Genomic DNA, 26,407 nt, shown 5'->3' with positions numbered 1-26,407 from the left:
CGGAAAGCGGTTCCTGCACCGTATAGATCGGACAATGCGTAAACAACGGCCAAACGTACGTTACGGAACAACCGACTTCTGCTCGGCGAAGTGACAAGCTGACAAGTGCCCGTCGGTCCTGGGCACCAGCTCCGGGACCTCGGTCGCGCAGCGGTCCTCGGCCTTCCAGCACCGCGTGCGGAACCGGCACCCGGACGGGGGATCCAGCGGGCTCGGCACGTCGCCGGTCAGCCGGATCACCTGGCGGCGGCCGCGCACGGCCGGGTCCGCCACCGGCACCGCGGACAGCAGCGCCTGGGTGTACGGATGGGACGGTCGCTCGTAGATCTCCTCGTCGGTGCCGAGTTCGACGATCTTGCCCAGGTACATCACCGCGACCCGGTTCGACAGGTGCCGCACCACCGAAAGGTCGTGCGCGATGAAGACGTAGGACAGGCCGAACTCGCCCTGCAGGTCGCCGAGCAGGTTCATCACCTGCGCCTGGATCGAGACGTCCAAAGCGGACACCGGCTCGTCGCAGATGATCACCTTGGGCCGCAGCGCGAGCGCCCGCGCGATGCCGATGCGCTGGCGCTGCCCGCCGGAGAACTGGTGCGGGTAGCGGTTGAGGTGCTCGGGGTTGAGCCCGACCACCTCCAGCAGCTCCCGGACCTTGCCCGCCCGCGAGCCCTTCGGGGCGACTTCGGAGTGGATTTCGAACGGCTCGCCGACGATGTCGCCGACCGTCATGCGCGGGTTCAGCGAGGTGTACGGGTCCTGCAGCACGATCTGGATTTCGCGCCGCAGCTTCCGCAGCTCGGCGCCGCGCATGGCGAAGATGTCGCGGCCTTCGAACTTCGCCGTGCCGCCGGTCGGCTCTTCCAGGCGCATCAGGACCTGGGCGAGCGTCGACTTCCCGCAGCCGGACTCGCCGACGACGCCGAGCGTCTCGCCCGGCATCAGGTCGAACGAGACGCCGTCGACCGCCTTGACCTGGCCGATCGTCTTCTTGAACAGGATGCCGGTGCGGACCGGGAAGTACTTCTGGAGATCGGTGACCGACAAAATGGGTTCAGGCACGGGAGCTCACCACCTCTTCGGCGAAGTGGCACGCGCTGGTGCGACCGAAGCCGATCGCGTGCTGCGGTGGGACTTCCGTGCTGCACTTGGCCTCGGCCCGCTTGCACCGCGGGTGGAACGGACAGCCGGGCGGGATGTCCAGCAGGCTGGGCGGCAGGCCCTTGATGGTTTCCAGCGTCTGTCCTTTGAGGTCGAGCCGGGGCAGGGAGTCCATCAGCGCGGCGGTGTACGGGTGCGCCGGCGCGCGGAACAGCTCGACGGCGTCGGCCTGCTCGACGATCCGGCCCGCGTACATCACCGCGATCCGGTCGGCGACCTCGGCGACCACCCCGAGGTCGTGGGTGATCAGGACCAGGCCCATCTTGCGTTCGGTCTGGATCTCGTGCAGCAGGTCCATGATCTGGGCCTGCACGGTGACGTCGAGGGCGGTGGTCGGCTCGTCGGCGATGAGCAGGTCCGGGTCGAGCGCCAGCGACATCGCGATCATCGCGCGCTGGCGCATGCCACCGGAGAACTGGTGCGGGTAGTCCTTGATCCGGCGTTCCGCGGCCGGGATGCGGACGATGTCGAGCAGCTCGATCGCGCGCTTCCGGGCATCCTTTTTGGACATCCCGAGGCGGAAGCGCAACTGCTCCTCGATCTGGAAGCCCACGGTGAACACCGGGTTCAACGCGGACAGCGCGTCCTGGAAGATCATCGCGATCTCGCTGCCGCGCACCTCGCGGCGGCGTTCTTCGGACGCCGTCAGCAGGTCCTCGCCGCGCCAGCGCACGGCACCGGCGGTGATCACGCCGGGCGGCATGTCCAGGATGCCCATCACCGTCTGGGCGGTGACGCTCTTCCCGGAGCCGGATTCGCCGAGCACGGCCAGGGTTTCCCCGGCGTGCACCGAATAGCTGACGCCGTTGAGCACGTTCGCCACGCCGTCGGAGGTCCGGAACTCGACGTGCAGGTCTTCGACTTCGAGCAGGAGTTCGTTGTCGGACAAGGACTTACCTCGACTTCGGATCGAGCGCGTCGCGGATGCCGTCGCCCAGCATCACGAAGGCCAGCACGGTCAGGGTGACGAAGGCACCGGGGAACAGCAGCATGTGCGGGTCGTTCCGGAAGTAGTCCCGCGAGTCGGCGATCAGCACGCCCCACGAGATCACCGGCGCGCGCACGCCGATGCCGAGGTACGCGAGCGTCGCCTCGGCGCCGATGAACGCGCCGAGCGCGATGGTGGCGTACACCAGCACCGGCGCGATCGTGTTCGGCAGCAGGTGCCGGAAGATGATCCGCGGGGTGCTCGCGCCGAGGCCGCGCGCGGCCTTGACGTAGTCGAGCTGCTTGGCCACCAGCGTCGCCGAGCGCATGATGCGCATGCCCACCGGCCAGCTCAGCACCGCGATGGAACAGACCACCTGGACGATGATGGTGACCGCGCCGGGGTTGGCGCCGGGTGCGTTGAACGTCGTCAGGATGACGATCGCGCCGAGCACGAACGGCAGGCCGGCGAAGATGTCGCCGAAGCGCGAGAGCAGGCTGTCCACGAGCCGGCCGTAGTAGCCGGCGACGATGCCGATCACCGAGCCGATGAGGACGGTCAGCAGCGTGGCGAACACGCCGACCAGCACCGACGCGCGGGTGCCGTAGATGGTGCGGGCGTAGACGTCCTGGCCCTGGTTGTCGTAGCCGAACCAGGCGTCCGCGGACGGGCTCTCGTTCGCGTGCGCGAGATCGCTGAAACCCGCGTCGCGCGAGCTGAACAGCCCGGGCGCGATCGCGATCAGCACGATGAACAGGATGATCACCGCCGAGGCGAGCGCCGCCGGCTTGCGCCGCAGCTGCCGCCAGGCGTCGCTCCACAGGCTGCGGGGCTTCTGCGGCGTGGTGGCGGAGTCGTCCACCCGGGACAGCTCCGCCGCGTCGGCCCCGCCGCCGCCGATCAGGTTCGGGTCAGTCATAGCGGATCCTCGGGTCGAGAACGGCGTACAGCAGGTCGACGACCAGGCTCATCAGCAGGTACACCAGCACCAGCAGGACGACCACGCCGACGACGGTGGCGCTCTCCCGGTTCTGGATGCCGCGGAAGATGAGCCCGCCCAGTCCGTTGATGTTGAACACGCCCTCGGTGACGATCGCGCCGCCCATCAGTGCGCCGAGGTCGGTGCCGAGGAACGTCAGCACCGGGATCACCGAGTTGCGCAGCAGGTGGACGAGCACGACCCGGCTCTGCGGCTGGCCCTTCGCGATCGCCGTCCGCACGTAGTCGGCGCGGCGGTTCTCCGCGATGCTCGTGCGCGCCAGCCGGGCCACGTACGCCATGGACAGGCTGCCGAGCGCGATGCCCGGCACGATGAGCTCGCCGATGCCCGGGTCGTCGGACACGCTCGCCTCGATCCAGCCGAGGCCGTTGCTGCCCAGGGCGAGCTGCAGCACGATCGCGGTGACGAACACCGGCAGCGAGATCAGGAACGTGGTCGAGACCAGCACGAGGTTGTCGAGGAAACCCTTGCCGCGCAGGCCGGTCAGCACCCCGGCCGTGAGCCCGATGACCGCTTCGATGACCACGGCGATCACCGCCAGGCGCAGCGTGATCGGGTAGGACGTCGCGATCAGCTCGCCGACGGACGTGCCGTTGAAGGTTTCGCCCCAGTCGCCGGTGAACAGGCTCCCGAGGTACTTGAAGTACTGGACGAAGATGTTGTCGTCGAGGTGGAACTTCTCGGTCATCAGGGCGATGTAGGCCGGCGGGCAGGCGGCCTGGCCGCACTTGCCGGAGAACGGGTCGCCGGGCACGGCCCAGACCAGGACGTAGATGAGGAACGTGGTGCCGAAGAACACCGGGATCAGCTGGAGCAGCCGTCGCAGGACGTAGCGGGTCATGAAGAGTTCCTGAGTCTGCCGCGGCCGTCGTGAGCGGTAAGGCGGGTTCCAACCCGCCTTACCACTCACGACGGCGTGGTGGTGGGAGCCGCAACTACTTCTTCAGGACCTCGATCGAGGGGTAGTCCGGCATCCGGCGGAAGTCCAGGGCCGCCGTCTTGAGGTTCTTCGACTTGGCCGCGACCCCCTTCTCGTCCCACACCGGGATCGTCGGCAGGTCCTGCGCGACGAGGTCCTCGGCCTGCTGGTACAGCTTGACCGCGGCCTCCTTGTCGGCGGTGGCGTCGGCCTGCGCGAGCAGCGCGTCGACCTTCGGGTTCGAGTACGTCGAGTCGTTCGAGGACCCGCCGGTCTTGAAGATCGGGTTGAGGAAGTCCTCGATGGACGGGTAGTCCGCCGACCAGTCCGAACGGCCCATGCCGGTCAGCTTGTGGCCGGTCACGATGCTGCGCCACTGGCCGAAGTCGGTGGCGGGCACGAAGTCGCACTCGACGCCGAGGGTGTTCTTGATGCTGTTGCACGCCGCGACCAGCGGTTCCTTGCGGCCACCGTCCGCGTTGGACGCGATGGTCAGCTTGCCCTGGAAGCCCGACTTCTGGAAGGCCTCCTTGGCCGCCGCCGGGTCGAAGTGGCAGAACTTGCAGACGCCTTCACGCGCGCCCTGGATGCCCTGCGAGATGTAGCCGTCCGCCGGCACGTAGGTGTCGTTCATGACGGTCTTGGTGATCTGCGCGCGGTCGATCGCCATCGAGATGGCCTTGCGCAGCTCGAGGTTGTTGTAGCCGGGCACGTAGTACGGGACGGCGATGGTGCTGATGCCGAGCAGGTGGCCGGTGACCAGCCGGTCGCCGAGGTCGTTCTTGTACTTGCCGCCCGAGACCGCCGACGGCGGCAGCGCCTCCATGAAGTCGAGCCGCCCGCTCAGCAGGTCCTGGTAGGCGGTCTCCTGGCTGGAGTAGATCTTGATGTCGAGGTTCTTGAACTTGACCTTGTCGTCACCCTTGTAGTCGTCGAACCGGGTGAGCTTGATGTCCTGGTTGGGCGTCCGCGAGACGAACTTGAGCGGGCCGTTGCCGATCGGGTGCTGCTCGAAGGCCTTGGGATCCTTGAAGAACGAGTCGGGCAGCGGCGCGAAGGCCTGGTAGCCGACCTTGATGTCGAAGACGGAGAAGGGCGCGTTGAGCGTCACCTGGAACTCGTAGTCGCCCTTCGCGACCAGCCCGGACATCTTGTCCGTGGCCGGCTTGGCGTTCTCGTCCTCGGGGTGGACGTCGGCGTAGCCCTGGATGTTCGAGTAGAAGTCGGTGTTGAGCTGGCCGTTCGGCGCGTAGGCGCCGTAGTTCCAGGCGTCGATGAAGTTGTGCGCCTTCACCTCGGTGCCGTCGTGGAACTTCCAGCCCTGCTTGATCTTGATGTCGTAGACCTTGGAGTCGGTCGTGGTGATCGAGTCCGCCATCAGGTTGAAGGGCTTGGCGTCCGCGCCCTTGAACCCGACCAGCGTGGCGAACATCGGCTGGACCGCCTTGGTGCCGCCCAGGTCGTTGATGTTGGTCGGGACCAGCGCGTTCTGCGGTTCGGTGCCGTAGACGCTGACGGTGCCGTCCGGATCCGTCCCGCCGGCGCCCGTGGAGCTGCCCGAACCACCACCGCACGCGGCGAGCGCGAGCGCCAGCGAGGTCATCACCACCGTGGGTCCCCAGAGCCTGCGCGAACGACGCATGATCCCCTCCATATCCGGTGTGTCCGAAAGGTGAGACGCACGCTATCGGGGCCGATGAAGCTGATCACAGGACTGCGGTGTTGCAAATGTGTGACGGTCGTCGGGACCACCTGGTTGGAGCACAACCAACGTAGGAATCCGGATACTCCGGACGGCGCAGCGCGGACTGCAGGTCATCACGCGCTCACCCACGGTTCCGTTGCGGCACAAGCCCTTTGGGGCGGCCGAACGGTCGGTAAGGCAACCGGGGGCGCGCGCGAGCGCGGCCCCGGTCCGATCACGCTGAGTCAGGCGAGCGAGAGGGCGATGCCGTCCAGGATGTCGTGTTCGCTGACCACCAGCTCGGTCGGGCCGCCGCGGGCGGCGAGCTGTTCGGCCAGGGTCTGGACCACTACCGCGCCGCCGCCGATCACGTCCACGCGGCCCGGGTGGATCACCGGGTTGGCCGCGCGGGTGGCGTGGTCGCTGTGCAGCAGCTCCGAGGCGAGGCGGTCGATGTCCGCCGCGGTCAAAGTGGACAGGTGGACCCGCTCGCTGTCGTACTCCGGCAGGCCGAGCGCGATCGCCGACAGCGTGGTCACCGTGCCCGCGACACCCACCCACGTGCGGGCGCGGCTGACGTCGACGACGTCGAACGCGTCCGTCAGCACCTTGCCCGCCAGGTCGCGGGCGGTCGCGATCTCGCCCGCCGTCGGCGGGTCGCTCTTCAGCGCGCGCTCGGTGATGCGGACGCAGCCGATGTCGACCGACTTCGCCGCGAGCACCTCCGCCTGCCGGCCGTCCCACGTGCCGAGGACCAGCTCGGTCGAGCCGCCGCCGACGTCGACCACCACGAACGGGCCGTCATCCGGGTCTTGCTCCCCGACCGCGCCGGTGAACGACAGCCGCGCCTCTTCGTCGCCGCTGATCACCTCGGCCTCGACGCCGAGGGTCTCGCGGGTCATCCGGAAGAACTCGTCGCGGTTCTTCGCGTCGCGGGTGGCCGAGGTCGCGACCATGCGGACCTTCTCCACGCCCTTGCGCCGCGCGGCGATCGTGTAGTCGGCCAGCGCCACCCGGGTGCGCTCGAGGGCCTCGGGGGCCAGCTCGCCGGTGGCGTCGACGCCCTGGCCGAGCCGGACGATCCGCATCTCGCGGTGCAGGTCGCGCAGGTCGACCGTGCCGTCGTGGCGCGGCGTCAGCTCGGCGACGAGCAGGCGGATGGAGTTGGTCCCACAGTCGATGGCGGCAACACGAGGCATGCCGCCACCCTAACCGGCCGGTGTCGGCGACCCCACGGTCGTGGTCGTCGGGGTGGTCGACGTGGTGACCGAGGTGACCGTCTCGCCGCAGGTGGGACTCGGCGTTTTCGTCGTCGTCGGGCTGGGGCTCGGGTCACCGGTGCCGGTCGGGGTAGGCGACGGCACGGTCGTGATGCTCGTGACCGTCGTCGTGGTCACCGTCGTGGTGGGCGGGGCACACGTCGGTGCCGACGAGGTCGGCGAGGTCGGCGGCGGCGAAGTCTCCGTCGGCGGCGGCGTCGAGACCGTCGTCGTCGGAACCGGCGGAGGTGGGATCGGCGGCGGCGCGGGCAGTGCCGCCGCGTTGGGCGCGCCGATCGGGACCGTGCTGTCCGGCACCTGCATGATCCCGTTGCGGTAGGCGTCCGCCCAGAGGATCACCGTGTTCACGTAGGTGTCCGAGTTGTTGTACCGGTAGATCGCCCCGCGCAGCTGGTCCGGTTTCGCCAGGTCGAACCCGCCGGAGCACAGGTACCGGCCGGTGGCCAGGGCCGCGTCGAAGATGTTGTTCGGGTCGGACTTGCCGTCGCTGTTGCCGTCGGAGGCGTAGGCCTTCCAGGTCCCCGGGATGAACTGGGTCGGGCCGACCGCGCGGTCCCACACCGGGTCGGTGTCGAGCAGGCCCTGGTCGGTGTCCGGGATCGCGGCGAACCCGCCCTGGCCGTTGAGCTGCGGGCCGAGGATCGGCTCGCGCGTGGTCCCGAATCCGTCCACATAGCCACCGCGCGCGTGGTTGGACTCGATCCGGCCGATGCTGGCGATCAGCGCCCAGTCGATGTGGCACGCGGGCAGCTCGCGGCCGAGGATGTCGGCGGCGTTCCGGTACGCCTTGAGGGCGGTGGCCGGGATGCCGAGCGGGCCGTCGGGCAGCTCGTAGGCGGGCAGGGGCAGCGGGCTGGGCGCGCCGGGGAGGGTGCCGTCGACGGCGATCTGCTGGAGGGCGGCGTTCCGGGGGTCGTAGCCCTGGCTGAGCGCGGCGTCGCGGGTGTGCTCACCGGTCCCGCCGAGCCAGCCGAGGGTGCCGCCGCCGGCCACCAGTGCCGGCACCACGGCCAGGATGCCGGTGATCAGCGGGTACGCGGTGCGGTGGCGGATGCCGAATCTTCGCGCGTAGCTCCCGGCTGCGGTCGGCAGCCGCCACACGCGCATAGTCGGAGCCCTCCTGGCCGGATCGATCGCCGTTCCCGGAAGACAGCCTGCCGCATGCGCGGCGAGGTTTCAGCCCATCGAGAGGCGCGATCGAGGTTTTCGCTCACCCAGACCAGTTATCTGTTCACAGCGCGCGAGTGTTACGCGGCGCAGTCACCGGTGGGCCACCCGTTGGCCTTAAGCAGGGCCAACGTCTCGTCACCGAACGGGTTCACACCTGGGCCGACGGCCAGGGAGTGGGCGACGTGCACGTGCAGGCACTTGACGCGACCCGGCATGCCCCCGGCGGTGACCTGGTGGCCCAGCGGCTCGATGGCGTCCCGCTCGGCGAGGTAGACCTCGTGGGTGCGCTGGTACTGCGCGGCGAGCTCGGGATCGGTGGTGAGCCGCTCGGTCATCTCCTTCATGATCCCGGACGCCTCGATGGTGCCGATCATCGAGTTCAGCTTCGGGCAGGTCAGGTAGTAGAGCGTCGGGAACGGCGTGCCGTTCTCCAGCCGCGGGCTGGTCTGCACCACGGAAGGGTGCCCGCTCGGGCACCGCGCGGCGATCGCGCGCAGCGCCCGCGGCGGCCGTCCGAGCTGCTCCGCGATGATCTCGCGGTCGGCTTCGGTGACGGGCTCGAACCGGTGCTGCTGCGTGCTGTTCACCCGGTCAAGGTTAGAGCGTGCCCCTCAGCCGCCCGAGACCTGGTTCCAGAGGTTCTCGTACCAGGAGGTGCCCGCGGCCTGCTGCTGCCCGGCAGGCGGAGCCGCGTCCGGTGCCTTGTCCTCCGGCAGCTGGACGATGTACGGCGTCTCGCCCGGCTTGACGTACCGCAGCCGCCGCCGGGCTTCCGCCTCGATCTGCGCGGGGTCGCTCAGCTCCGCCTTGCGGCCTTGGAGCTGAGCGACCTCCTGCTGCAGCTGGGCCTGCTGCGCCTGCTGTTCGCGGACCTCGGTCCGCTGGGAGAGGTACGTGCGCAGGGGCACGGCGATGGTGAACGCCAGCGCGCACACCACGATCGCCACCACCGCCGCGCGGCGGGTGGTGGACATGCCGAGCACCTTCGCCGCCCCCGACGCCCGCTTCGCCGCCAAGCCCCGGCGCAGCCGGGCCCTGGTGGTTTCCGCGTCGCCGGTGCGGCGGCGCGCCGCCGCGGTGCCGTCCGTCCGGGGCGACCGGGATCCCGGACTCCCCGCACGACCGGCTTCGGGACGGCGGGTCCGCGCGGATCCACCGACCCGCGCCGAACCGCCGCCACCGCCGCGGCGGCCACGTGTCCTCCCCCGGTCCGCCATCGGCGTCAGGCCTCGGCGCTGAACCGCGGGAAGGCCAGCTCGCCGGCGTACCGGGCGGCGTCACCGAGGGTCTCCTCGATGCGCAGCAGCTGGTTGTACTTGGCGATCCGCTCGCCGCGGGCCGGGGCGCCGGTCTTGATCTGGCCGACGCCGGTGGCGACCGCCAGGTCCGCGATGAACGTGTCCTCGGTCTCGCCGGAGCGGTGGCTCATCATCGACTTGTAGCCGAACGACGTGGCCAGCGAGATCGCGTCGAGCGTCTCGGACAGGGTGCCGATCTGGTTGACCTTCACCAGCAGCGCGTTGGCGGCGCGGCGGGTGATGCCCTCCTCCAGGCGGTCCGGGTTGGTGACGAACAGGTCGTCGCCGACGATCTGGACCTTCTCGCCGACGTCGGCGGTCAGGGTGACCCAGCCGTCCCAGTCGTCCTCGCTCAGCGGGTCCTCGATCGACACCAGCGGGTAGTTCGCCAGCAGCTCGGCGTAGTAGGCCGACATCTGCTCGGCGCTCTTCTTCGCGCCCTCGAAGGTGTACACGCCGTCGGCGAAGAACTCCGTCGCGGCGACGTCGAGGGCCAGCGCGACGTCGCGGCCCGGGGTGTAGCCGGCCTTCTCGATGGCCTGGACGATCAGGTCGAGGGCCTCGCGGTTGTTGCCCAGGTTCGGCGCGAAGCCGCCTTCGTCACCGAGGCCGGTGGCCAGGCCGCGGCCCTTCAGCACCGACTTCAGCGAGTGGTAGACCTCGGTGCCCCAGCGCAGGGCCTCGCGGAAGGTTTCCGCGCCGATCGGCGCGATCATGAACTCCTGCACGTCGACGTTGCTGTCGGCGTGCGAACCACCGTTCAGGATGTTCAGCATCGGCACCGGCAGCACGTGCGCGTTCGGGCCGCCCAGGTAGCGGAACAGCTCCAGCTCGGCCGACTCCGCGGCGGCCTTCGCGACGGCCAGCGAGACGCCGAGGATGGCGTTCGCGCCGAGGCGGGACTTCGCCGGCGTGCCGTCGAGGTCGACCAGCTTCTGGTCGACGATCCGCTGGTCGACGGCCTCGATGCCGACCATCTCCGGCCCGATCTCGTCGAGCACCGCGGCGACCGCGCGCTCGACGCCCTTGCCGTTGTAGCGGCCGGTGTCGCCGTCACGCAGCTCGACCGCTTCGTGCTCACCGGTCGACGCTCCCGACGGGACCGCGGCCCGCGCCAGGGTGCCGTCGTCGAGGGCCACCTCCACCTCGACCGTCGGGTTGCCGCGCGAGTCCAGAATCTCGCGCGCGCCTACCTGCTCGATGAGAGCCACGCCATGCTCCTCGGTGCGTCTTTTGCCTGCGGTAACGCGCCCAGCCTAGCCGTCACCGCAGTTCACCCGTTGGAGGACTCTCCGCCCGGGCGGACCTCCTGCCAGCCGGGCGGCAGCTCGACGGTTTCCGACGTCTGCTGCCAGAACGTCCAGCTGTTGCCCCCGAGATCGGCGACGGTGAACACCCGGGCGCCGTAGGGCTGGTCCTGCGGCGGATCGAGCTCGCACTCGTCGCCCAGCGCGGCCTCGACCCGGGCGTACGTTTCGTCCACGTCGTCGACGTAGAGGATGTTGAGCTGGCCGACCGGCCCGTCGACCCCCTTGGCCTGCCAGTAGTCCGCACCGACGCCGGCGAGCTGGATGCGCGCTTCGCCGGCGCGCAGCGTCGCCTGGAAGACCTCGCCGGCGCCGTCGCAGAACCGGACCTCCTCGGTGAACCCGAAGACCCTGGTCAGCCAGGCGAGCGCCGCGGTGGCGTCGGCGTAGTACAGGTAGGGCGCCAGGCCCCGGTACGGGCTGCTCATGGCGGCACAGTCCATCACGTCCCGTTCGGAGGCGTGTGCATCCCCCTCCCCCGGGGTAACGTGGGAGCGACCATGACGGACGCCGCAGCTGCTTCGCAGCCTCCCGAGGAGTCGCGGTTCCATGCCTTCCGCCAGGCCGAAGACCTGGTGGGCCGCCGCCGTCCGCTCGACGCGCTGAAGGTGCTCCAGCCCCTGCTGGAATCCGAAACGGACAAGCCGTCGGTGCACCTGCTGGCCGGGCGCGCGTACTTCCACTCCGCGCAGTTGCGCCGGGCCGAAGAGGCGTTCACCCGGGTGCTCGAACTGGACCCGACGGACCACTACGCCCGGTTCGTCCTGGGCCGCACGCTGCAGCGCCTCGGCCGGTTCGTCGAGGCACTGGGCCAGCTGCGGATCGCGTCGGCGATGAACCCGGTGCCGGAGTACCTCGAGGCGATCAGCGAGGTCAAGGCACACATCGCGCTGCGCGAGCCCTGACCTGACCAGGGCCGAACGGCCCGGGTCACCTCAGCCTTTCGGCCGACCAGGCCGGGCCCGTCGACCGATGTCCTCGACCCCCTCCTCCGGCGAAGCTGGTTCCAGACCGAAACCAGGGAGGAACCGGAAATGTCGATCTTCGTCACGCTGGGCGCCTACGCCGGCTTGCTGCTGCTCGTGCTGATGGCCGTCACGCCGTTCGTCGCCGACCGCGAGCTCTGACTCAGGGCGCGACGCTCGCCTCCGCGTAGGCGTCCGCCGCGCTGAAGACGTCCTGGCCGTACGCCAGGGCCTGGTTGTAGAACAGGATCGCTCGCCACCAGCCGGCCGGGGTGCCGAGGTCGTCGCCGCCGGAACACAGGAAGCGCGCCGCCGTGAAGGCCGCGTCGTCGATGTTCTGCGGGTCCGGGGTGCCGCCGTCGCCGTTCGCGCGTTCCTGGTACTTCTTCCACGTCGACGGCAGGAACTGCATCGGGCCGATCAGGTGGTCCCACGACTTGTCGCCGTCGAGCTTGCCGCCGTCGCTGTCGTGCACCGCCGGGACGCCCGGCGAGCCGTCCAGCGGCGGGCCGACCACCGGCTTCGCCACCCGGCCGTCCGCGCCGATCGCCGCGAGGTCGAACTCCCCGCGTTCGTTCTCGACCCGGCCGATGCCCGCGAGCGTGGCCCACGAGAGGTGGCAGGTCGGCTTCTGGCGCTGCATCCACATCTCCGCCCGCCCGTACGCGGCCAGCACGCGCGCCGGGACGTGCGTCTTGTCCGCCACCCGGCCCGCCCACGCGTCGAGCTCGGCACGGTCGGACACCTGCGGCCGGTCGACCGGCGCGGCGAGGCCCGCCCGCGGCGCTTCGGCACCGGGCTGCGGACGCTGCTCAGGGATGGCGAGCGCCGGCTGGACCGCGGGTGCCGCGGTGGGCGCGTCGGGGTTCCGGACACCGATGGTGACGACGAGGAGCACGCCGGTGGCCACCAGCCCGAGCGCGAGGGCGATCCGGCCGACGAACCGCCTGGGCGGGCCACCCGAAGGCGGCGTGTCCGGCGGCGTGACAGTCGGCTGAGCGGTATCGGCCACTCGAACAGGTTACGGAGCCACTCAAGGGGGTCCCTCGGACGGCTGACCAGGCAAGCCGAAGGTAAACCTGGGCCCACTGCCTGCGAAATCACAGAATTCGTTATGGAGTCGACGCGCAAGCCTCTGACCTGCGGTTACCCTAACCTAACTTCAAGCCGATGCCCTTTTTGTCCGGTTGCATCGTTTCGAAGGAGCGGACGTGCACTGGACTTACAGGTGAGCCTTACCTAAAACCATCACGGAAGCAGAAACCCAGGGAGGCGGACCGGTGTTGTTCTCGAGCGCGCTGATCGGGCTGCGCGAAGGCCTGGAAGCCGCGCTGGTCGTCAGCATCCTGGTGGCCTTCCTGGTCAAGACCGAGCGGCGGCACGCGCTGCGCTGGGTCTGGCCGGGCGTCGGCGCCGCGGTGGTGCTGTCGGTCGCGGTCGGCGCGGTCCTGACCTTCACGACGCACCAGATGACCTTCGAGCACCAGGAGCTGCTCGGCGGGAGCCTTTCGATCGTCGCCGTCGTGTTCGTCACCGCGATGATCTTCTGGATGCGCAAGGCCGCCAAGAGCATCGCCGCCGAACTGCGCGGGAAGATGGACGACGCGCTGAACGTGGGCCCGGCGGCCGTGCTGCTGCTGTCGTTCCTCGCGGTCGGGCGCGAAGGGCTCGAGACCGCGGTGTTCTTCTACTCGACCGTCCAGGCCGCGCAATCGGACACCGTGCAGCCGCTGATCGGCTTCTCCATCGGCATCGCGGCCGCCGTCGTGCTCGCTTACCTGCTCTACAAGGGCGCGGTGCGGTTCAACCTGACCAGGTTCTTCACGATCACCGGCGTGCTGCTGGTGTTCGTCGCCGCCGGCGTGCTCGGCTACGGCCTGCACGACCTCCAGGAGGCCGCGTTCCTGCCGGGCATCCACACCCTGGCCTTCGACGCGTCGAGCGCGCTGCCCGAGACGTCCTGGTACGGCGCCCTGCTGAAGGGCATCTTCAACTACTCGCAGCAGACGACCGTGCTGCAGGCCGTCGCCTGGGTCGCCTACGTCGCCGTCGTGCTGCCGCTGTTCCTCAAGCCAAGCAAGAAGACCGCGCCGGCGCCCGCCGTCGCGGCCGCCTCGAAGGAGTGACCGTGCGCAAGACCCCCTCGCTGGCCGTGCTGGCCGGCGCCGCCGTACTGGTGACGCTGGCCGCGTGCGACAGCAAGAGCCAGCCCGCGGCGGCCGGTGGCCCGATCAAGGTCGCCGCGTCCGACACCGCGTGCGAGGTCTCCGCGACCACGGCCGACGCGGGCAACCTGACCTTCGAGATCACCAACAAGGGCACCAAGGTCACCGAGTTCTACCTCTACGCCGAGGGCGACCGGATCATGGGCGAGGTCGAGAACATCGCGCCCGGGCTGAACCGGCGGCTGATCGTCGAGGTCGCCGACGCGGGCAAGTACCAGACCGCGTGCAAGCCGGGCATGTCCGGCAACGGCATCCGCGGCGACTTCACGGTCACCGGCGGCGTCGCGAAGCAGAACGACACCAACGCGCAGAAGGCGCAGGCGACCAAGAGCTACGCCGAGTACATCGCCAACAACACCTCCGCGCTGCAGGACGAGACGGCGAAGTTCGCCGACCTCGTCAAGGCCGGCAAGGTCGACGAGGCGAAGACCGCGTACGCGCGCACCCGCGTCTACTACGAGCGGATCGAGCCGGTCGCCGAGAAGTTCGGCGACCTCGACCCGGCCATCGACGTCCGCGAGGCCGACCTCGAGCCGAACCAGCAGTTCACCGGCTTCCACCGGCTGGAAAAGGACCTCTTCAAGACCGGCCTGCAGCCCGACAGCGGGCAGATCGCCGACAAGCTGGTGACCGACGTCAAGGACCTGGTCGCCAAGACCAAGACCCTCGAGCTGTCCGCCTTGGACCTCGCGAACGGCGCGAAGGGCCTGCTCGACGAGGTCGCCACCGGCAAGATCACCGGTGAGGAAGAGGCCTTCTCGCACACCGACCTCTGGGACTTCCAGGCCAATGTGGACGGTTCGAAGGGCGCCATCACCTCGCTGCGCCCGGTCCTGCAGGCCAAGGACCCGGCCCTGGTGTCCACTCTGGACAAGGAGTTCGCGAACGTCCAGGGCCTGCTCGACAAGCAGCGGTCCGGCGACGGCTTCAAGCTCTACACCGAGCTTTCCCAGGACCAGGTCAAGGAGTTCGCCTCGGCCGTCGACGCGCTGAGCGAACCGCTGAGCAAGGTTGCGGAGGTCGTGTCGAAGTGACGTCCACCGAGGGCACGCGCGTTTCGCGGCGGAAGCTCTTCGGCCTGGCGGGCGCGGGCGTCGCGCTCGCCGGGGCGGGGGCCGCCGCCGGCATCGGGATCGACAAGGCGACCAGCGGCAACGCCGAGGCGTCGACCAACGTCGTCGACTTCCACGGCGAGCACCAGGCCGGGATCGTCACCCCGGCGCAGGCCAACCTGCACTTCGCGGCCCTCGACGTCACGACGAAGGACCGCGAGAAGCTGCGGGCCCTGCTCAAGACGTGGACCGACGCGGCCCGCCGGATGACGGCGGGCCAGGAGGTCGTGGCGAACGGCGCGGTCGGCAGCGGCGCCTACGCCCCGCCCGGCGACACCGGCGAGGCGCTCGACCTGCCGGCGTCGAACCTGACGCTGACCATCGGGTTCGGGCCGTCGCTGTTCGACGACCGGTTCGGCCTGGCGGGCAAGCGCCCGCCACAGCTGATCGACCTGCCGCTGTTCCCGAAGGACAAGCTCGACCCGGCCCGCAGCGGCGGCGACCTGTGCATCCAGGCCTGCGCGGACGATCCGCAGGTGGCGGTGCACGCGGTCCGCAACCTGGTCCGGCTCGGCTTCGGCGTCACCGAGGTCCGCTGGTCGCAGCTCGGCTTCGGCCGCAGCTCGTCGACCTCGCGCGAACAGCAGACCCCGCGGAACCTGTTCGGCTTCAAGGACGGCACGAACAACATCAAGGCCGAAGAACCCGACGTCCTGGCCGACCAGGTGTGGGCCACCGCGGCCGACGGCCCGGCGTGGATGGCAGGCGGCTCGTACCTGGTGGCCCGCCGGATCCGGATGCACATCGAGACGTGGGACCGCGAAACCCTCGACGGCCAGGAGAAGATCATCGGCCGCACGAAGGGCACCGGCGCCCCGCTGGGCCAGACCGCGGAGTTCGACGAGCTCGACCTCGACGTCGGCGGCGCGGGCGGCGAAAAGCTCATCCCGGAGGACGCCCACGTCCGGCTGGCTTCGCACCAGGCGCTCAACGGCGTCCGGATCCTGCGCCGCGGCTACAACTTCGTCGACGGCTCCGACGGCGTCGGTCACCTCGAAGCGGGCCTGTTCTTCCTGGCGTTCAACCGCGACACCCGGAAGCAGTACGTGCCGATGCAGCAGGCGCTGTCGTCGAAGGACGCGATGATGGAGTACGTCCAGCACACCGGATCGGCGCACTTCGCGGTCCCGCCGGGCGTGACCCGCGATTCGAGCTGGGCGGACGCGCTGTTCTCCTGACCCCCGGTTTGCCTAAAGTCTTTAGGCTGATCTAGCCTGGCTTTAGGCAACCGGGAGAGGGCTGATGGTTCGGGCGGGATTGACCACCGAAAGTGTGGTACGCGCCGGCGCGGAGCTGGCCGACGAGGCGGGCTTCGACCGGCTGACGCCGTCGGAGCTGGCCCGGCGGCTCGGTGTCCAGGTCGCCAGCCTGTATTCGCACGTCAAGAACGCCAACGACCTGCGGACCAAGGTCGCGCTGCTGGCGCTGGACGAGCTCGCCGTCCGGGCCGCCGCCGCGCTCGCGGGCCGGGCCGGGCGGGACGCGCTCGTCGCCTTCGCCGACGTCTACCGCGACTACGCCCGGGAGCACCCCGGCCGCTACGCCGCCGCCCAGCTGCGGCTGGACCCGGAGACCGCCGCCGCAAGCGCCGGTCCCCGCCACGCCGAGCTGATGCGCGCGATCCTGCGTGGCTACGACCTGGCCGGGCCGGACGAAACGCACGCCGTCCGGCTGCTGGGCAGCGTCTTCCACGGGTTCGTCGGCCTCGAAACCCAGGGCGGGTTCGACCACAGCTCACCCCCGGCGGCGGACAGCTGGGTCCGCATCCTCGCCGTCCTCGATTCGCTCCTGCGTGATTGGCCACGGTCGTGATCGACATCCACCTGACCGCGGACCTCGTCCGCGGCGCCCTCGAACTCGAACGCACCGAGCGCGGCCTGGTCCCGCACCGGCTGCCGGCCCGCGCGCGGGCGCAGAACACCGACGCGCGGCTCGCGATGGCCGAGGCGCAGCCCGCGGGCGTGCGGCTGCGGTTCCGCACACAGGCTCGCGTGATCGAACTGGACACGCTGCCGACGAAGGTCGAGTACCCGGGCGCGCCGCCACGGCCCGACGGCGTCTACGACCTGCTGGTCGACGGCAAGCTCGCGACCCAGGCGACGGCGCCGGCCGGCGTCCGGTTCGCGGACCTGCCCGGGCACGACAAGGACGTCGAGATCTGGTTGCCGCACAACGAACTGACGACGCTGGTCGCGTTGCGCACCGACGCGCCGGTCTCGCCCGCGCCCCGGGCGGACCGGGTGTGGCTGCACCACGGCAGTTCGATCAGCCAGGGCTCGAACGCGACGAGCCCGTCGGCGACGTGGACCGCGCTGGCCGCGCTCGCGGCCGGGGTCGAGCTGGTCAACCTGGGCTTCAGCGGGAACGCGCTGCTCGACCCGTTCACCGCGCGGGCGCTGCGGGACACCCCGGCCGACCTGGTCAGCGTCAAGCTCGGCATCAACGTGGTCAACGCGGACCTGATGCGCCTGCGCGCGTTCGGGCCCGCGGTGCACGGTTTCCTCGACACGATCCGCGACGGCCACCCGGACACCCCGCTCGTGGTGGTCTCGCCGCTGTACTGCCCGATCCATGAGCGGACCCCGGGCCCGGGCGACTTCGACCACGAGGCACTGGCTGCCGGTTCCGTGCGCTTCCGGGCGACCGGCGAACCGGGCCCGGACAAGCTGACGCTGGAGGTCATCCGGGACGAGCTGGCCCGGATCGTGGCGCAGCGGCAAGACGTCAACCTGAGCTACCTCGACGGCCGTTCGCTGTACGGCCCGGAGGACTTCGCGGAGCTACCGCTGCCGGACAACCTCCACCCGTGCCCGGCGGCCCACCGCCGGATCGGCGCGCGGTTCGCCACGCGGATCCTTGACTTCAAGTGAGCTTGAAGTTGGACGCTGGGGCCATGTTCACCGAAGCAGAACTCGCCTACCTCGCCGCCCAGCCCCTGGGCCGGCTGGCGACCCAGTAGCCGGACGGGACGCTCCAGGCCAACCCGGTCGGCTTCCGCTACAACGCGGACGAGAAGACCATCGACGTCACCGGGCACAACCTGCGCAACAGCAAGAAGTTCCGCAACATCGCCACACACGACCGCGTGGCGTTCGTCGTCGACGACCTGCCGTCGACGAACCCGTGGCGTGTGCGCTGCCTGGAGATCCGGGGCCGCGCGGAGGCCCTGGTGGGGGTGAACCTGCCGGACAACCACTTCGACGACGCGGTGATCCGCATCCACCCGGAGCGCATCCTCGCCTTCGGCGTCGAGGACTGGGACCGGGAGCCGCTCGAGCTGGAGACGAACATCCGCAACGTCTGATCGCCGGGCGGGGCGAATGCGCCGATGTGGGGTTGGCTGTGTCGAGCCCACCTGACCCCACGTCGGTTCATCTGGAATGAGTCCGCAAGGCTGCCGCGGTTTGGGAGAAAAGAATGTCCTCGCCGGACGGGCAGGCTCCGGGATGACCACACCTGCCGCTGCCCCCTCGCCTTCTGGAGGTGGGCCGCTGGGTGGTCATCCCGTCGCCTGATTGAGGCCTATCACTTTGAGCCGGGCCCGCAAGCGTGCGCTGTCATCTCGTGTTGGTCTTTGGGTTGCGGGCCCGGCTCAAAGTGATTTGACGGCCTCAGGCGACGGGATGACCACCCAGCTCCATGATTTCTGGGCTTCGCCCGACCACCAACCGAGTCACGCATTACTCGTCTAGCGGCGGCCGCCCCAAGCCGTGTACGTCGCCGCTCCCGTGGCTGCCAGGGCCGCCGCCGTCCAGGTGGCCGCGGGAGTTCCCGGGGGTTGCAGCAGCCACGCCGCGATGCGGTTGACCACCGATGGGTCGTTCGGCACGAACAGGCTCGCCGCCGCCCAGGACAGTGGCAATGTCCAGCCGAACTGGCCGCCCGCGATCGTTGCCGCCAAGCCCGCCAGGCCCGCCAAGCCTGCCGCGTCGCGCACGATGATCGACGCCTCGACCGGCGAAGAGCCCAGCTGCTGCACGCCCAGCACCACCGCCCCCGCCGCGACCGCGACCAGGGCCAGGTGGGCGAACCGCCGGATCGGCCACGGCAGGGCCGCGGTGCGGTCGAGGTCGGGGTCCTGGCCGCTGAGGCCGATCGCCGCCACCGCGACCGCCGTGGTCAGCGCCAGTGCGGCGAGGATCTCGCCCCAGGCGTCCCGGCCCAGGAACCACACGCCGCAGGTCGCCACCAGCAGCGCCCCGAACGCCGCCGGCAGCTGCCGTGAGCGGGCGTACAGCACCGCCCACCTCATCGGAGTGCTCCCGGCACCAGCGTTTCGAGCGGGGCACCCTGGCACGCCAGCAACGCCTGGCGCAGCGCGACGACCCGCCCGAACTGCACCTCCGGCGGCAGGGCGCGGAACTGCGCCCACGCCCGCTGGATCGGGCTCGCCTGGGGCGGGAACCACCTCCCGGCGTACTCCGGCAGCGGCCTCAGCTCGCCGGTGAAGTACGCCGCCGCGATCATCCGGCCGCCCAGGTCGGACATGCTCGCGTTGGTCGGCCACTCGCAGGACGGCACGCCCGCCCCGGACAGCACCGCCACCCGCAGGTCGCTCGCGTCCGCCGTGAGGAGCTCCTCGTTGCGCTGGAAGTCGAGGTAGACGACGGCGGGATCGCGCGGGAGGGGCTCGGTCCTGGTGTTGGGCGCGACCTGTTCTTCGATCCGGGTCGGCGCGCCGGGCAGCTTCGCCAGCATCGCAAGCGCTTCGCGGCCGGGACCTGCCAATGCGGCCAGCCGGTCGCGGTGCAGCTCCGCCACGCAGATCGGCCCGTCGCAGACCTTGCGGGCGGCGACGCTGTCAGCGGTGAGGGCTTGCACCGGGAACAACGGCAGCGCGATGGCGGCCCCGACGACGAGCGGCAGCAGGCTCAGCAGCCGCGCGCGCACCGACCGCACCGACAGCAGCAGGAACCCGGTGGCGGCGAGGCCAAGGAACCACACGGCCTGCCCCGCGTCGAGCGCGCCGGCGGTCGTCACCATCGAGCCCCGCGGCTCGGCCAGCACCGGCGCCAGCGGACCGGCCCGGCGCGGCAGGGCGGACTCCAGGTCCGGCTCGAGCGACATCCAGCAGAGCACCGTCCCGACGAGGGTGAGCACGGCGAGCCCGGGCGCCGTCAGCGGGTGCGGCAGCAGCCGCCCGACGGCCAGTCCCAGCCAGCTCCCGGCGACCACGCTGAGCACCCCGACGCCCACGACGGGGACGAAGACGAGCGAGAAGAAGCCGTCGTGGGCGAGGACTTCGACGACGCCGACGGCGAACACGACCAGGTAGCCGAGTCCGGTCAGCGCACCGACGGCGCCGGCCAGCCGGATCGCCCGGTGCCACGCGGGCCGCGGCGTGGTGGCCAGCAGCTCGGTCATGCCGGACCGGCTGTCGCGCATGCCCTGGATGGCCCCGGCCCCGACCACGACGGGCCAGAGCAGCTGCAGCAGGAACCGGACCCAGAGCGCGGTCGTGGTGGTGTTCGCGGTCCAGGGCGCGGGCACCTTCCACCACGGCCCGGAGAACAGGAGGAAGAACCCGAGCGCGAAGACGACGACCGCGAGACCGGCCCAGGGCGCGATCGAGCGCCGGAGTTCGATGCGGAAGATCACCACGACCCCCGGCCCGGCTCGTGGTTCAGCAGCGCCGAATAACCGCGTTCGATCGGGCTGTCGCCGACATCCTCGAGGGTGCCCGCGGCGGCCAGCCCGTCCGGCGTTCCCTGGAACACCAGCTTTCCCTCCGCGAACAGCACGACGTCCGTGCACGCCGTGGCCACGTCCTCCACCAGGTGCGTGGAGATCAGCACGCACGAGTCCCGGCCCAGTTCCTGGACCAGCTCGCGGAACCGGACCCGCTGCGCCGGGTCGAGCCCGGCCGTCGGCTCGTCGAGGAGCAGGACGTCCGGGTCGTTGACGATCGCCTGGGCGATGCCCACCCGGCGCACCATGCCGCCCGACAGCGTCTTCATCCGGTCGTCCGCACGGTCGGCCAACCCCACCCGCTCGATGGCCCGCTGGACCGCCCCCGGGATGTCCTCTTTGGACATCTCTTTGAGCCAGGCCAGGTATTCGACGAACTCGCGGACCGTGAACCGCTTGTAGTACCCGAAGTTCTGCGGCAGGTACCCGATCCGGCGGCGCAGCTCGCGCTGGCCCGAGTGCCCGCCGACCGGGGTGCCGAGCAACGAAAGGCGACCCGAATCCGGCCGGAGCACCGTGGCCAGCGCCCGGATCAGCGTCGTCTTGCCGGCGCCGTTCGGGCCGAGCAGCCCGTGCACGCCCTTGCCGAGCGACAGGTCCAGCCCGTCCACGGCCATCTTGCTCCGCCCCACCCGCACCTTCAGCGCCTGCGCCTGGATTTCCCAGGCGTAGGCCGCCGGTGCGACCTCGGCGGCTCCCACTGCCCGCATGCTTTTCCTCCCTGAAACCTGAAGACCCGAAGACTCAGTGACGTGCGCCGAGCCGGGTGAACGCCGGCCCGCGCAGGGCGACGACCACCGTGGTCAGCACGAAGACCCCCGCCCACACCGGCAGCGCGCCGGTGCCGAGCGAAAACGCCTGTTCCCGCTGGACGAAGGCCGGCAGCACGACGATCGCCACCCACACCGCGACCAGCGCGTACGCCGCCCGGCTGACGCCGACCAGCCCGCCGAGCGCGAGCGTGCCGGTGGTGAAGGCCAGGCTGGGCAGCAACCACAGCGCCGGCTGCGTGCCGGTCAGCCACCCGGCGACGCCCAGCACCGGCAGGACGAGGGCGAGCACCGCCACCGTCCGCCGGACGACCAGGTAGAGCCCCGCCCGCGGGGTCGCGGTGACGACCTCGTAGGCCGGGTCGAGCCCCCGCGCCCACGACGCGGCGACGCCGAGCACCGGCAGCACCGGGGCGAGCAGCTGCACCGCGGGCACGTCGAACACCACCTGCCAGACGCCGTCGAGCAGGATCGCGGGCAGCGTGACGGCCACGATCATCGCCAGCCACGGCGCCATCGCGGGGGTGACCCAGGTGTCGAGCCACCGCAGCCGCCGGCGTCGTCGCTGCGGCTGTGGTGCGGGGGCGGGCTCGTGGAACGGGACGGCCGACAGCCTGACCTCGACCGAAAGCCGGCTCCAGACCAGGTCCACCACCGGCTCGACCGGCGCGATCTCGGCGATCCGCGCCCGGCACACCGGACACGCCTCGAGGTGGGCTTCGAGACCCCACAGCTGATCACCGGGGAGGTCTTCGCCCGCCACGTACGCGGTGATGAGCTGCTCCGGCGCGTGGTTCATGACAGTGCCTCCCGCAACGCGATCCGCGCCCGGCGTGCGCGGGTCTTGACCGTTCCCTCCGGCAAGCCCAGCAGGACAGCCGTCTCCCGGACCGTCAGCCCGTCGAGCACCATCGCCTGCAGCACGGCCCGCAGCTCCGGCGCCAGGTCGCGCAGCGCGTCACCGACGTCGTCGCCCACCGTCGCGGCCAGGAGCTCGTCCTCGGCCGCCGCCACCGGGGCGGCGTCGAGGGCCACCTCCGGCGGTGGCTGCGCGTGGTGAGCGCGGCGGCGGAACGCGTCGACCAGCCGGCGCGCGGCGATCGTCCAGAGCCAGCCGACCGCGCTCCCGCCGGTGGCGCCGCCCGCGAACGAAGCGGCGGCCCGCCACACGGCCAGGAACGTCTCCTGCATGACCTCCGCGACGATCTGCTCGTCCGCGCACCGGCGGCGCAGGCGCACGGCGAGCCAGGGCGCCGTGCGGCGGTAGAGCTCTTCGAAGGCCGCGCGGTCGCCCTTGGCCGTGCGCCGGACGAGGTGCTCCTCGTCGACGTCCTCCACTGGCGTGTGTCTCACACCAGGCAAGACGCCGGATCACCGGGAACGGTTCTCACCCGGATGTGTGCTGCGTCACACCTGACGGAGTGGCCAGAACTTGCGCCAGCCGTCGGCCTCGAGGGTCGTCGGCTCCAGCCCGGCGTCGCGGGCGGCCTGCTCGGCGGCCTGGATGTCCTTCGCGAACTGCTTCGCCAGCGCCCTCAGCTCACCCTCGGCGTCGACCCCGGCCCGGCGCGCGGTGGCCGCGATGCGGAACAGCTGCGCGGGTGCCCCCATGCCTTCGGGGAAGAGGTCGAGCGGGATGCCCGCGCGCCCGGAGCGCTGCCCCAGCTTGCCCGCCAGTGCGACCGCGGGCTGGCCGAGCGCCACGCCGTCCACAATGGACCGACGCTGCTTCTCGCGCTGCTTCAGCTCTTCCCACTTGAGGTTCTGGTGCTCGACGGTGTGCACGGCGTCGGCGTCGGCGAAGACGTGCGGGTGCCGGCCGACCAGCTTCGCGACGAGCGCCGCGGCGACGTCGTCGATGCCGAACGGGTCTTCCGCGTCCTCGGCCGCGACCCGCGCGTGGAAGAGCACCTGGAGCAGGACGTCCCCGAGCTCTTCGCGCAGCGCCTCGCGATCGCCTTCCTCGATGGCGTCGAGCAGCTCGTAGGTCTCCTCGACCAGGTACTGCCGCAGCGAATCGTGCGTCTGCACCGCGTCCCACGGGCAGCCGCCCGGCGAGCGCAGCCGGTCCATCACGTCGGCGGCCTCGACCAGCGGCGGCACCGGCGTCTCGATGACCTCCGCGCCGGTCGCGATCAGCAGCGACGCCGCGGGCTCGTCCCGGGACCCGGCGAGCAGCACGACGTCCTTCAGCGAAGGCGCCTCGGTGACGGCCGGGACCCCGAACGCGGCCGGATCGACGTCCGTGGCCGCGTAGACGGCGGATGACTCACGCAGGATCTTCAGTGCCGCACCGGGCAGCGTCGCCCCGCGGACGACTACGACGACACCAGTGCTCACCGCTTGGCACTGCCGGCCCCGCCCGGGGGCAGCACGATGCCCTCGACGGAGTCCTGGTTCGGCACGACGGTCATGCCCACGGCGTCCCACACGCCGTACCGCTTGTTGACCCGCGCGCCGAGCTCGTCGAACAGGGGCTGCAGCTGCCGCATGCCGATCGCGGTCTTGGTGGCGGCGTCGAGCTCCGGTGCCTGCTCGGTGGCGACGGTCCGGTCGTCCGTGCGCTGCCGGACCACCGCGACGAGCCAGGTGCCCGCCAGGTCCTGGCTCGGGAACGGGACGGCCGTGACCGTGCCGGCCGCCGACCCGAAGATCGGCGTGGAGGCGAGGGCGCCGGCCTGCGCGGCGGGCACGGCGTCACCGAGGCCGGTGAGCGGCGGGATGCTGTCGACGTTGGTGTTGCCCGACGCCTTCGCCCGCTGCCGCGCCGTGGCCTCGAACTGGACGTCGGAGCTGATGCGCTTCTTCGCGGCCGCCGGGTCGGCGGCGAACTGCCGGGCGAGGTCCAGCGCCGCCTTCTTCGCTTCGGGCCCCTGGGGCGCGGAGCCGGTGTTGGGGTCCGGCAAGGTGCCGATCGTCGTGAAGTCGAACGTGACCGACAGGTTCGGGATGACCTTCTCGGCCAGCGCCTGGGCGAGGTAGGTGTCGGTCAGTTCCTCGCGGTGGTCGCGCGAGCGGGCCACGACCTGGCTGACGGCCTGGGTCTCGTTGCTCGCGTCGGCGGGGACCGGGCCGTTGAGGGGGTCCTTGGCCAGCTGGGCGTCGATCTGGCCGTAGTTGGGCGTGATGCCCTGCTTCGCGGCGGCCTGCGCGAGCAGCTCGTGCACGACGAGCTGGCTGACGACGGCCCGGCCGAGCACCTCGAGCTTGTGCTCGGCGGCGAGCTTCTGCGCGTACGGCTGTTCGCGGACGGCCTTGTCGATCAGTTGCTGCACCTGGTCGATGGAGACGGTGCGATCACCGATGACGGCGGCGGCCCCGACCTGGCTGGGGCCCGAGCCGCACCCGGCGAGCAGAAGAGCACCGGCAACGACGGCGACCAGCGCGCGAGGGCGCCCCATGATCCGCATCACAGGCCATACCCTCTCACACCATCGCCCCCGAAACGCAACCCGCATGGGGTCCCGGCGGCGGTAATGTCGACTTATGGACCATTGGCTGACCATCGAAGTGTTCGACGGGGAGCATTCGGCTTCGCTGTGGCGCCTGGCACGAGGGGACGCACTCACCGAAGCGGCGCTGACGAACGGCGCTGAGCAGTGGGTTTGGCACGAGCACCGCTGGGGCGTGGTGCTGGAGATCGAGTTTTCGACGGAGGAGAGAAGGGACGCGTTCCGGGCACTGCCGGTCGTGACGGCGGCCCTGGACGCGGTCCCGGACCCGGCGCGCGGGCTGCTGGTGTACCCGGGCCGGGGCGGGGGCGCGGGCTCGCGGATGCCGCGGAAGCCCCGGCCGAGGCCGGTGGCGGGGGCCGGGGCGGTTCCGGTGCCGGTGGAGTCGGTGCGGATGGGGCTGGCGGAACCGTTGCCGCCGATGTTCAGCGAGGTTTGTTAGCGGAGCCTGCTGAGGAATTCGCGCCAGGCGGGGGTGGAGGCGGTGAGGATGCCGCCTTCACGGTCCTTGGTGTCCCGGATCAGCACTTCGCGGCCAGTGGCCACTTCGACACAGTCGGCCTGGCTGCTGTGGGTGCTCTTCCGCCATTTCTCCGGCATATCCACTCCCGGGAGCTTTCGCGCGAGTCGGGTGATGAGCATGCGTGATTCTGCCTCATCGAGAGCGGTCTTCGCGAGCGCGCGGAGAATGCGGCGGTAAGCCGAAATTTCGCGGGGGTCCTCCAGGTAGAGCGCGGAAACTTCACTTTCCAGGTAGATCAACGGCCGGAACGAACCCGACTCGACCAGCTGGAAGTCGCCGGCGAGCCCGGCATGCCCGCCGGTTGCCGGTACCACGCGGATCGTGGCGTTGTCGCGAACCTTCGCCAGTTGGTGGAGCTGGGCGCGCATCACCGCCGGTGTGGGGCCGACCGGTAGGCGCAGCGCGAATTCGTGGAGGTAGAACGTGAACCGCGACTGAGGGCGGGCAAGGATCGCTTGGCGGGACAGCCGGGTGAAGACCTGCTCATCCACCCGGTCGGGGTCGGGCGGATTGCCCATTTCGTGCGCGAGCGACCGGGCGTAGTCAGCGGTCTGGAGGAGCCCCGGGATGACCATGCCGTGGAACGAAGAAATGGCAGTGGCCTGCTGCTCGTGCGCGATCAGAGTACGAAGATTGCCGGGATTCTCGAGCAGGCCCGGCTTGCGCATCTCGTCGGCCAGTGCCATCAGCTCGTGGTATTCCGCACCCGTCACCCCCAGGATCGTCAGAAGGCGAGCCAAGTTCACCGGATCCGGCCGGGCCCGGCCGCGGGTCACCGACGAAACCCACTGCGCGCTCATCTCCAGGCGCCGGGACATTTCCCGGACGCCCCAGCCCTTCTCCGCCATCCGTTCGAGGAGCCGTTCCCCCAGCTGCCGGGCCCGGATGTTCGGCTCGCGATATTCCGCCATGCGCGGAACCTAAAACC

27 protein-coding genes and 1 pseudogene are annotated in these 26,407 nt (G+C 70.6%); 8 read left to right on the top strand and 20 right to left on the bottom strand.

Going from position 1 to position 26,407, the window contains the following annotated elements:
* Positions 1-60: 60 nt before the first annotated feature.
* The 11 genes from ACWEGE_RS30225 to ACWEGE_RS30175 form a co-directional block, all read right to left on the bottom strand.
* Positions 61-1,059: an ABC transporter ATP-binding protein gene (locus tag ACWEGE_RS30225; RefSeq protein ID WP_449663835.1), complete on the bottom strand. Its 999-nt coding sequence runs from the start codon at positions 1,057-1,059 to the stop codon at positions 61-63.
* The gene (locus ACWEGE_RS30220; protein WP_449663834.1) at positions 1,052-2,047 is read right to left on the bottom strand and encodes an ABC transporter ATP-binding protein; all 996 of its coding nucleotides are present in this window, start codon (positions 2,045-2,047) and stop codon (positions 1,052-1,054) included. The genes ACWEGE_RS30225 and ACWEGE_RS30220 overlap by 8 nt, the downstream gene beginning before the upstream one ends.
* 4 nt (positions 2,048-2,051) lie before the next feature.
* Positions 2,052-3,005 carry an ABC transporter permease gene (locus tag ACWEGE_RS30215; protein ID WP_449663833.1) on the bottom strand — a complete coding sequence of 318 codons (954 nt, stop codon included), beginning with the start codon at positions 3,003-3,005 and terminating at the stop codon, positions 2,052-2,054.
* On the bottom strand, positions 2,998-3,927 hold the full coding sequence (locus ACWEGE_RS30210; RefSeq protein WP_449663832.1) for an ABC transporter permease: 930 nt from the start codon (positions 3,925-3,927) through the stop codon (positions 2,998-3,000). The genes ACWEGE_RS30215 and ACWEGE_RS30210 overlap by 8 nt, the downstream gene beginning before the upstream one ends.
* A gap of 94 nt (positions 3,928-4,021) precedes the next feature.
* Positions 4,022-5,647, bottom strand: a complete 1,626-nt coding sequence (locus ACWEGE_RS30205) for a peptide ABC transporter substrate-binding protein (RefSeq protein ID WP_449663831.1) — start codon at positions 5,645-5,647, stop codon at positions 4,022-4,024.
* Between the two features lie 287 nt (positions 5,648-5,934).
* Positions 5,935-6,888 (bottom strand): Ppx/GppA phosphatase family protein, encoded by a 954-nt coding sequence (locus tag ACWEGE_RS30200; protein WP_449663830.1) that lies wholly within the window; start codon positions 6,886-6,888, stop codon positions 5,935-5,937.
* Positions 6,889-6,897: 9 nt separating this feature from the next.
* A complete protein-coding gene (locus ACWEGE_RS30195) occupies positions 6,898-8,076 on the bottom strand; it encodes a lytic transglycosylase domain-containing protein (RefSeq protein WP_449663829.1) in 1,179 nt (392 codons plus the stop codon).
* Positions 8,077-8,216: 140 nt separating this feature from the next.
* A complete protein-coding gene (locus tag ACWEGE_RS30190; RefSeq protein WP_449663828.1) occupies positions 8,217-8,726 on the bottom strand; it encodes a DUF501 domain-containing protein in 510 nt (169 codons plus the stop codon).
* A gap of 24 nt (positions 8,727-8,750) precedes the next feature.
* Positions 8,751-9,113 (bottom strand): FtsB family cell division protein, encoded by a 363-nt coding sequence (locus ACWEGE_RS30185; RefSeq protein ID WP_449663827.1) that lies wholly within the window; start codon positions 9,111-9,113, stop codon positions 8,751-8,753.
* Positions 9,114-9,361: 248 nt separating this feature from the next.
* Complete coding sequence (gene eno / locus ACWEGE_RS30180) at positions 9,362-10,648, bottom strand: phosphopyruvate hydratase (RefSeq protein WP_449663826.1); 1,287 nt, start codon at positions 10,646-10,648, stop codon at positions 9,362-9,364.
* Positions 10,649-10,710: 62 nt separating this feature from the next.
* The gene (locus ACWEGE_RS30175) at positions 10,711-11,172 is read right to left on the bottom strand and encodes a VOC family protein (protein ID WP_449663825.1); all 462 of its coding nucleotides are present in this window, start codon (positions 11,170-11,172) and stop codon (positions 10,711-10,713) included.
* A 72-nt stretch (positions 11,173-11,244) separates the two neighbouring features.
* Between ACWEGE_RS30175 and ACWEGE_RS30170 the strand changes: the two genes are divergently transcribed.
* Positions 11,245-11,649, top strand: a complete 405-nt coding sequence (locus ACWEGE_RS30170) for a tetratricopeptide repeat protein (protein WP_449663824.1) — start codon at positions 11,245-11,247, stop codon at positions 11,647-11,649.
* A 223-nt stretch (positions 11,650-11,872) separates the two neighbouring features.
* On the opposite strand, the gene ACWEGE_RS30165 is transcribed toward ACWEGE_RS30170, so the two are convergent.
* A complete protein-coding gene (locus tag ACWEGE_RS30165; RefSeq protein WP_449663938.1) occupies positions 11,873-12,619 on the bottom strand; it encodes a murein transglycosylase in 747 nt (248 codons plus the stop codon).
* 370 nt (positions 12,620-12,989) lie between these two features.
* On the opposite strand from ACWEGE_RS30165, the gene efeU reads away from it, so the two are divergent.
* The 6 genes and pseudogenes from efeU to ACWEGE_RS30135 all read left to right on the top strand — a co-directional run bounded on the left by efeU (position 12,990) and on the right by ACWEGE_RS30135 (position 18,350).
* A complete protein-coding gene (gene efeU, locus ACWEGE_RS30160; RefSeq protein WP_449663823.1) occupies positions 12,990-13,835 on the top strand; it encodes an iron uptake transporter permease EfeU in 846 nt (281 codons plus the stop codon).
* On the top strand, positions 13,832-14,968 hold the full coding sequence (gene efeO / locus ACWEGE_RS30155; protein ID WP_449663822.1) for an iron uptake system protein EfeO: 1,137 nt from the start codon (positions 13,832-13,834) through the stop codon (positions 14,966-14,968). The genes efeU and efeO overlap by 4 nt, the downstream gene beginning before the upstream one ends.
* Positions 14,965-16,224, top strand: coding sequence for an iron uptake transporter deferrochelatase/peroxidase subunit (efeB, locus tag ACWEGE_RS30150; RefSeq protein WP_449663821.1), 1,260 nt, complete (start codon positions 14,965-14,967; stop codon positions 16,222-16,224). Before efeO ends, efeB begins: the two co-directional genes overlap by 4 nt.
* Before the next feature lie 64 nt (positions 16,225-16,288).
* On the top strand, positions 16,289-16,858 hold the full coding sequence (locus ACWEGE_RS30145) for a TetR/AcrR family transcriptional regulator (protein WP_449663820.1): 570 nt from the start codon (positions 16,289-16,291) through the stop codon (positions 16,856-16,858).
* Positions 16,855-17,916 carry a GDSL-type esterase/lipase family protein gene (locus ACWEGE_RS30140; protein WP_449663937.1) on the top strand — a complete coding sequence of 354 codons (1,062 nt, stop codon included), beginning with the start codon at positions 16,855-16,857 and terminating at the stop codon, positions 17,914-17,916. Before ACWEGE_RS30145 ends, ACWEGE_RS30140 begins: the two co-directional genes overlap by 4 nt.
* A gap of 23 nt (positions 17,917-17,939) precedes the next feature.
* A pseudogene (locus tag ACWEGE_RS30135) lies at positions 17,940-18,350 on the top strand (PPOX class F420-dependent oxidoreductase).
* Between the two features lie 384 nt (positions 18,351-18,734).
* Here the strand turns inward: ACWEGE_RS30135 and ACWEGE_RS30130 are convergent.
* From ACWEGE_RS30130 to ACWEGE_RS30100, 7 genes are read right to left on the bottom strand one after another with little or no spacing between them, the layout of a single operon-like run.
* Complete coding sequence (locus ACWEGE_RS30130) at positions 18,735-19,298, bottom strand: hypothetical protein (protein ID WP_449663819.1); 564 nt, start codon at positions 19,296-19,298, stop codon at positions 18,735-18,737.
* Positions 19,295-20,644, bottom strand: a complete 1,350-nt coding sequence (locus ACWEGE_RS30125) for a hypothetical protein (RefSeq protein WP_449663818.1) — start codon at positions 20,642-20,644, stop codon at positions 19,295-19,297. The genes ACWEGE_RS30130 and ACWEGE_RS30125 overlap by 4 nt, the downstream gene beginning before the upstream one ends.
* Complete coding sequence (locus ACWEGE_RS30120) at positions 20,641-21,444, bottom strand: ABC transporter ATP-binding protein (RefSeq protein WP_449663817.1); 804 nt, start codon at positions 21,442-21,444, stop codon at positions 20,641-20,643. Before ACWEGE_RS30120 ends, ACWEGE_RS30125 begins: the two co-directional genes overlap by 4 nt.
* 34 nt (positions 21,445-21,478) lie before the next feature.
* Positions 21,479-22,303, bottom strand: coding sequence for a zf-HC2 domain-containing protein (locus ACWEGE_RS30115; RefSeq protein WP_449663816.1), 825 nt, complete (start codon positions 22,301-22,303; stop codon positions 21,479-21,481).
* Positions 22,300-22,857, bottom strand: a complete 558-nt coding sequence (locus ACWEGE_RS30110; RefSeq protein ID WP_449663815.1) for an RNA polymerase sigma factor — start codon at positions 22,855-22,857, stop codon at positions 22,300-22,302. The genes ACWEGE_RS30115 and ACWEGE_RS30110 overlap by 4 nt, the downstream gene beginning before the upstream one ends.
* Before the next feature lie 54 nt (positions 22,858-22,911).
* Positions 22,912-23,844 carry a MazG family protein gene (locus ACWEGE_RS30105; RefSeq protein WP_449663814.1) on the bottom strand — a complete coding sequence of 311 codons (933 nt, stop codon included), beginning with the start codon at positions 23,842-23,844 and terminating at the stop codon, positions 22,912-22,914.
* Positions 23,841-24,905, bottom strand: coding sequence for a SurA N-terminal domain-containing protein (locus ACWEGE_RS30100; RefSeq protein WP_449663813.1), 1,065 nt, complete (start codon positions 24,903-24,905; stop codon positions 23,841-23,843). The genes ACWEGE_RS30105 and ACWEGE_RS30100 overlap by 4 nt, the downstream gene beginning before the upstream one ends.
* Before the next feature lie 85 nt (positions 24,906-24,990).
* On the opposite strand from ACWEGE_RS30100, the gene ACWEGE_RS30095 reads away from it, so the two are divergent.
* Positions 24,991-25,398 carry a hypothetical protein gene (locus ACWEGE_RS30095; RefSeq protein WP_449663812.1) on the top strand — a complete coding sequence of 136 codons (408 nt, stop codon included), beginning with the start codon at positions 24,991-24,993 and terminating at the stop codon, positions 25,396-25,398.
* On the opposite strand, the gene ACWEGE_RS30090 is transcribed toward ACWEGE_RS30095, so the two are convergent.
* Positions 25,395-26,390, bottom strand: a complete 996-nt coding sequence (locus ACWEGE_RS30090; RefSeq protein WP_449663811.1) for a Scr1 family TA system antitoxin-like transcriptional regulator — start codon at positions 26,388-26,390, stop codon at positions 25,395-25,397. The genes ACWEGE_RS30095 and ACWEGE_RS30090 overlap by 4 nt on opposite strands.
* Between the last annotated feature and the right edge of the window lie 17 nt (positions 26,391-26,407).

The sequence above is a fragment of the Amycolatopsis sp. NPDC004747 genome, from assembly GCF_053601335.1.
This window is presented reverse-complemented; position numbering and strand designations above follow the sequence as displayed.

Excerpts from the sequence above, each read along its gene's own strand:
- ACWEGE_RS30170 (WP_449663824.1), top strand. The coding sequence starts at position 11,245 with ATGACGGACGCCGCAGCTGCTTCGCAGCCTCCCGAGGAGTCGCGGTTC.
- ACWEGE_RS30195 (WP_449663829.1), bottom strand. The coding sequence starts at position 8,076 with ATGCGCGTGTGGCGGCTGCCGACCGCAGCCGGGAGCTACGCGCGAAGA.
- ACWEGE_RS30185 (WP_449663827.1), bottom strand. The coding sequence starts at position 9,113 with ATGTCCACCACCCGCCGCGCGGCGGTGGTGGCGATCGTGGTGTGCGCG.
- ACWEGE_RS30115 (WP_449663816.1), bottom strand. The coding sequence starts at position 22,303 with ATGAACCACGCGCCGGAGCAGCTCATCACCGCGTACGTGGCGGGCGAA.
- ACWEGE_RS30205 (WP_449663831.1), bottom strand. The coding sequence starts at position 5,647 with ATGCGTCGTTCGCGCAGGCTCTGGGGACCCACGGTGGTGATGACCTCG.
- ACWEGE_RS30100 (WP_449663813.1), bottom strand. The coding sequence starts at position 24,905 with ATGGGGCGCCCTCGCGCGCTGGTCGCCGTCGTTGCCGGTGCTCTTCTG.
- ACWEGE_RS30200 (WP_449663830.1), bottom strand. The coding sequence starts at position 6,888 with ATGCCTCGTGTTGCCGCCATCGACTGTGGGACCAACTCCATCCGCCTG.
- ACWEGE_RS30095 (WP_449663812.1), top strand. The coding sequence starts at position 24,991 with ATGGACCATTGGCTGACCATCGAAGTGTTCGACGGGGAGCATTCGGCT.
- ACWEGE_RS30120 (WP_449663817.1), bottom strand. The coding sequence starts at position 21,444 with ATGCGGGCAGTGGGAGCCGCCGAGGTCGCACCGGCGGCCTACGCCTGG.
- ACWEGE_RS30210 (WP_449663832.1), bottom strand. The coding sequence starts at position 3,927 with ATGACCCGCTACGTCCTGCGACGGCTGCTCCAGCTGATCCCGGTGTTC.
- ACWEGE_RS30130 (WP_449663819.1), bottom strand. The coding sequence starts at position 19,298 with ATGAGGTGGGCGGTGCTGTACGCCCGCTCACGGCAGCTGCCGGCGGCG.
- ACWEGE_RS30090 (WP_449663811.1), bottom strand. The coding sequence starts at position 26,390 with ATGGCGGAATATCGCGAGCCGAACATCCGGGCCCGGCAGCTGGGGGAA.
- ACWEGE_RS30215 (WP_449663833.1), bottom strand. The coding sequence starts at position 3,005 with ATGACTGACCCGAACCTGATCGGCGGCGGCGGGGCCGACGCGGCGGAG.
- ACWEGE_RS30145 (WP_449663820.1), top strand. The coding sequence starts at position 16,289 with ATGGTTCGGGCGGGATTGACCACCGAAAGTGTGGTACGCGCCGGCGCG.
- ACWEGE_RS30175 (WP_449663825.1), bottom strand. The coding sequence starts at position 11,172 with ATGAGCAGCCCGTACCGGGGCCTGGCGCCCTACCTGTACTACGCCGAC.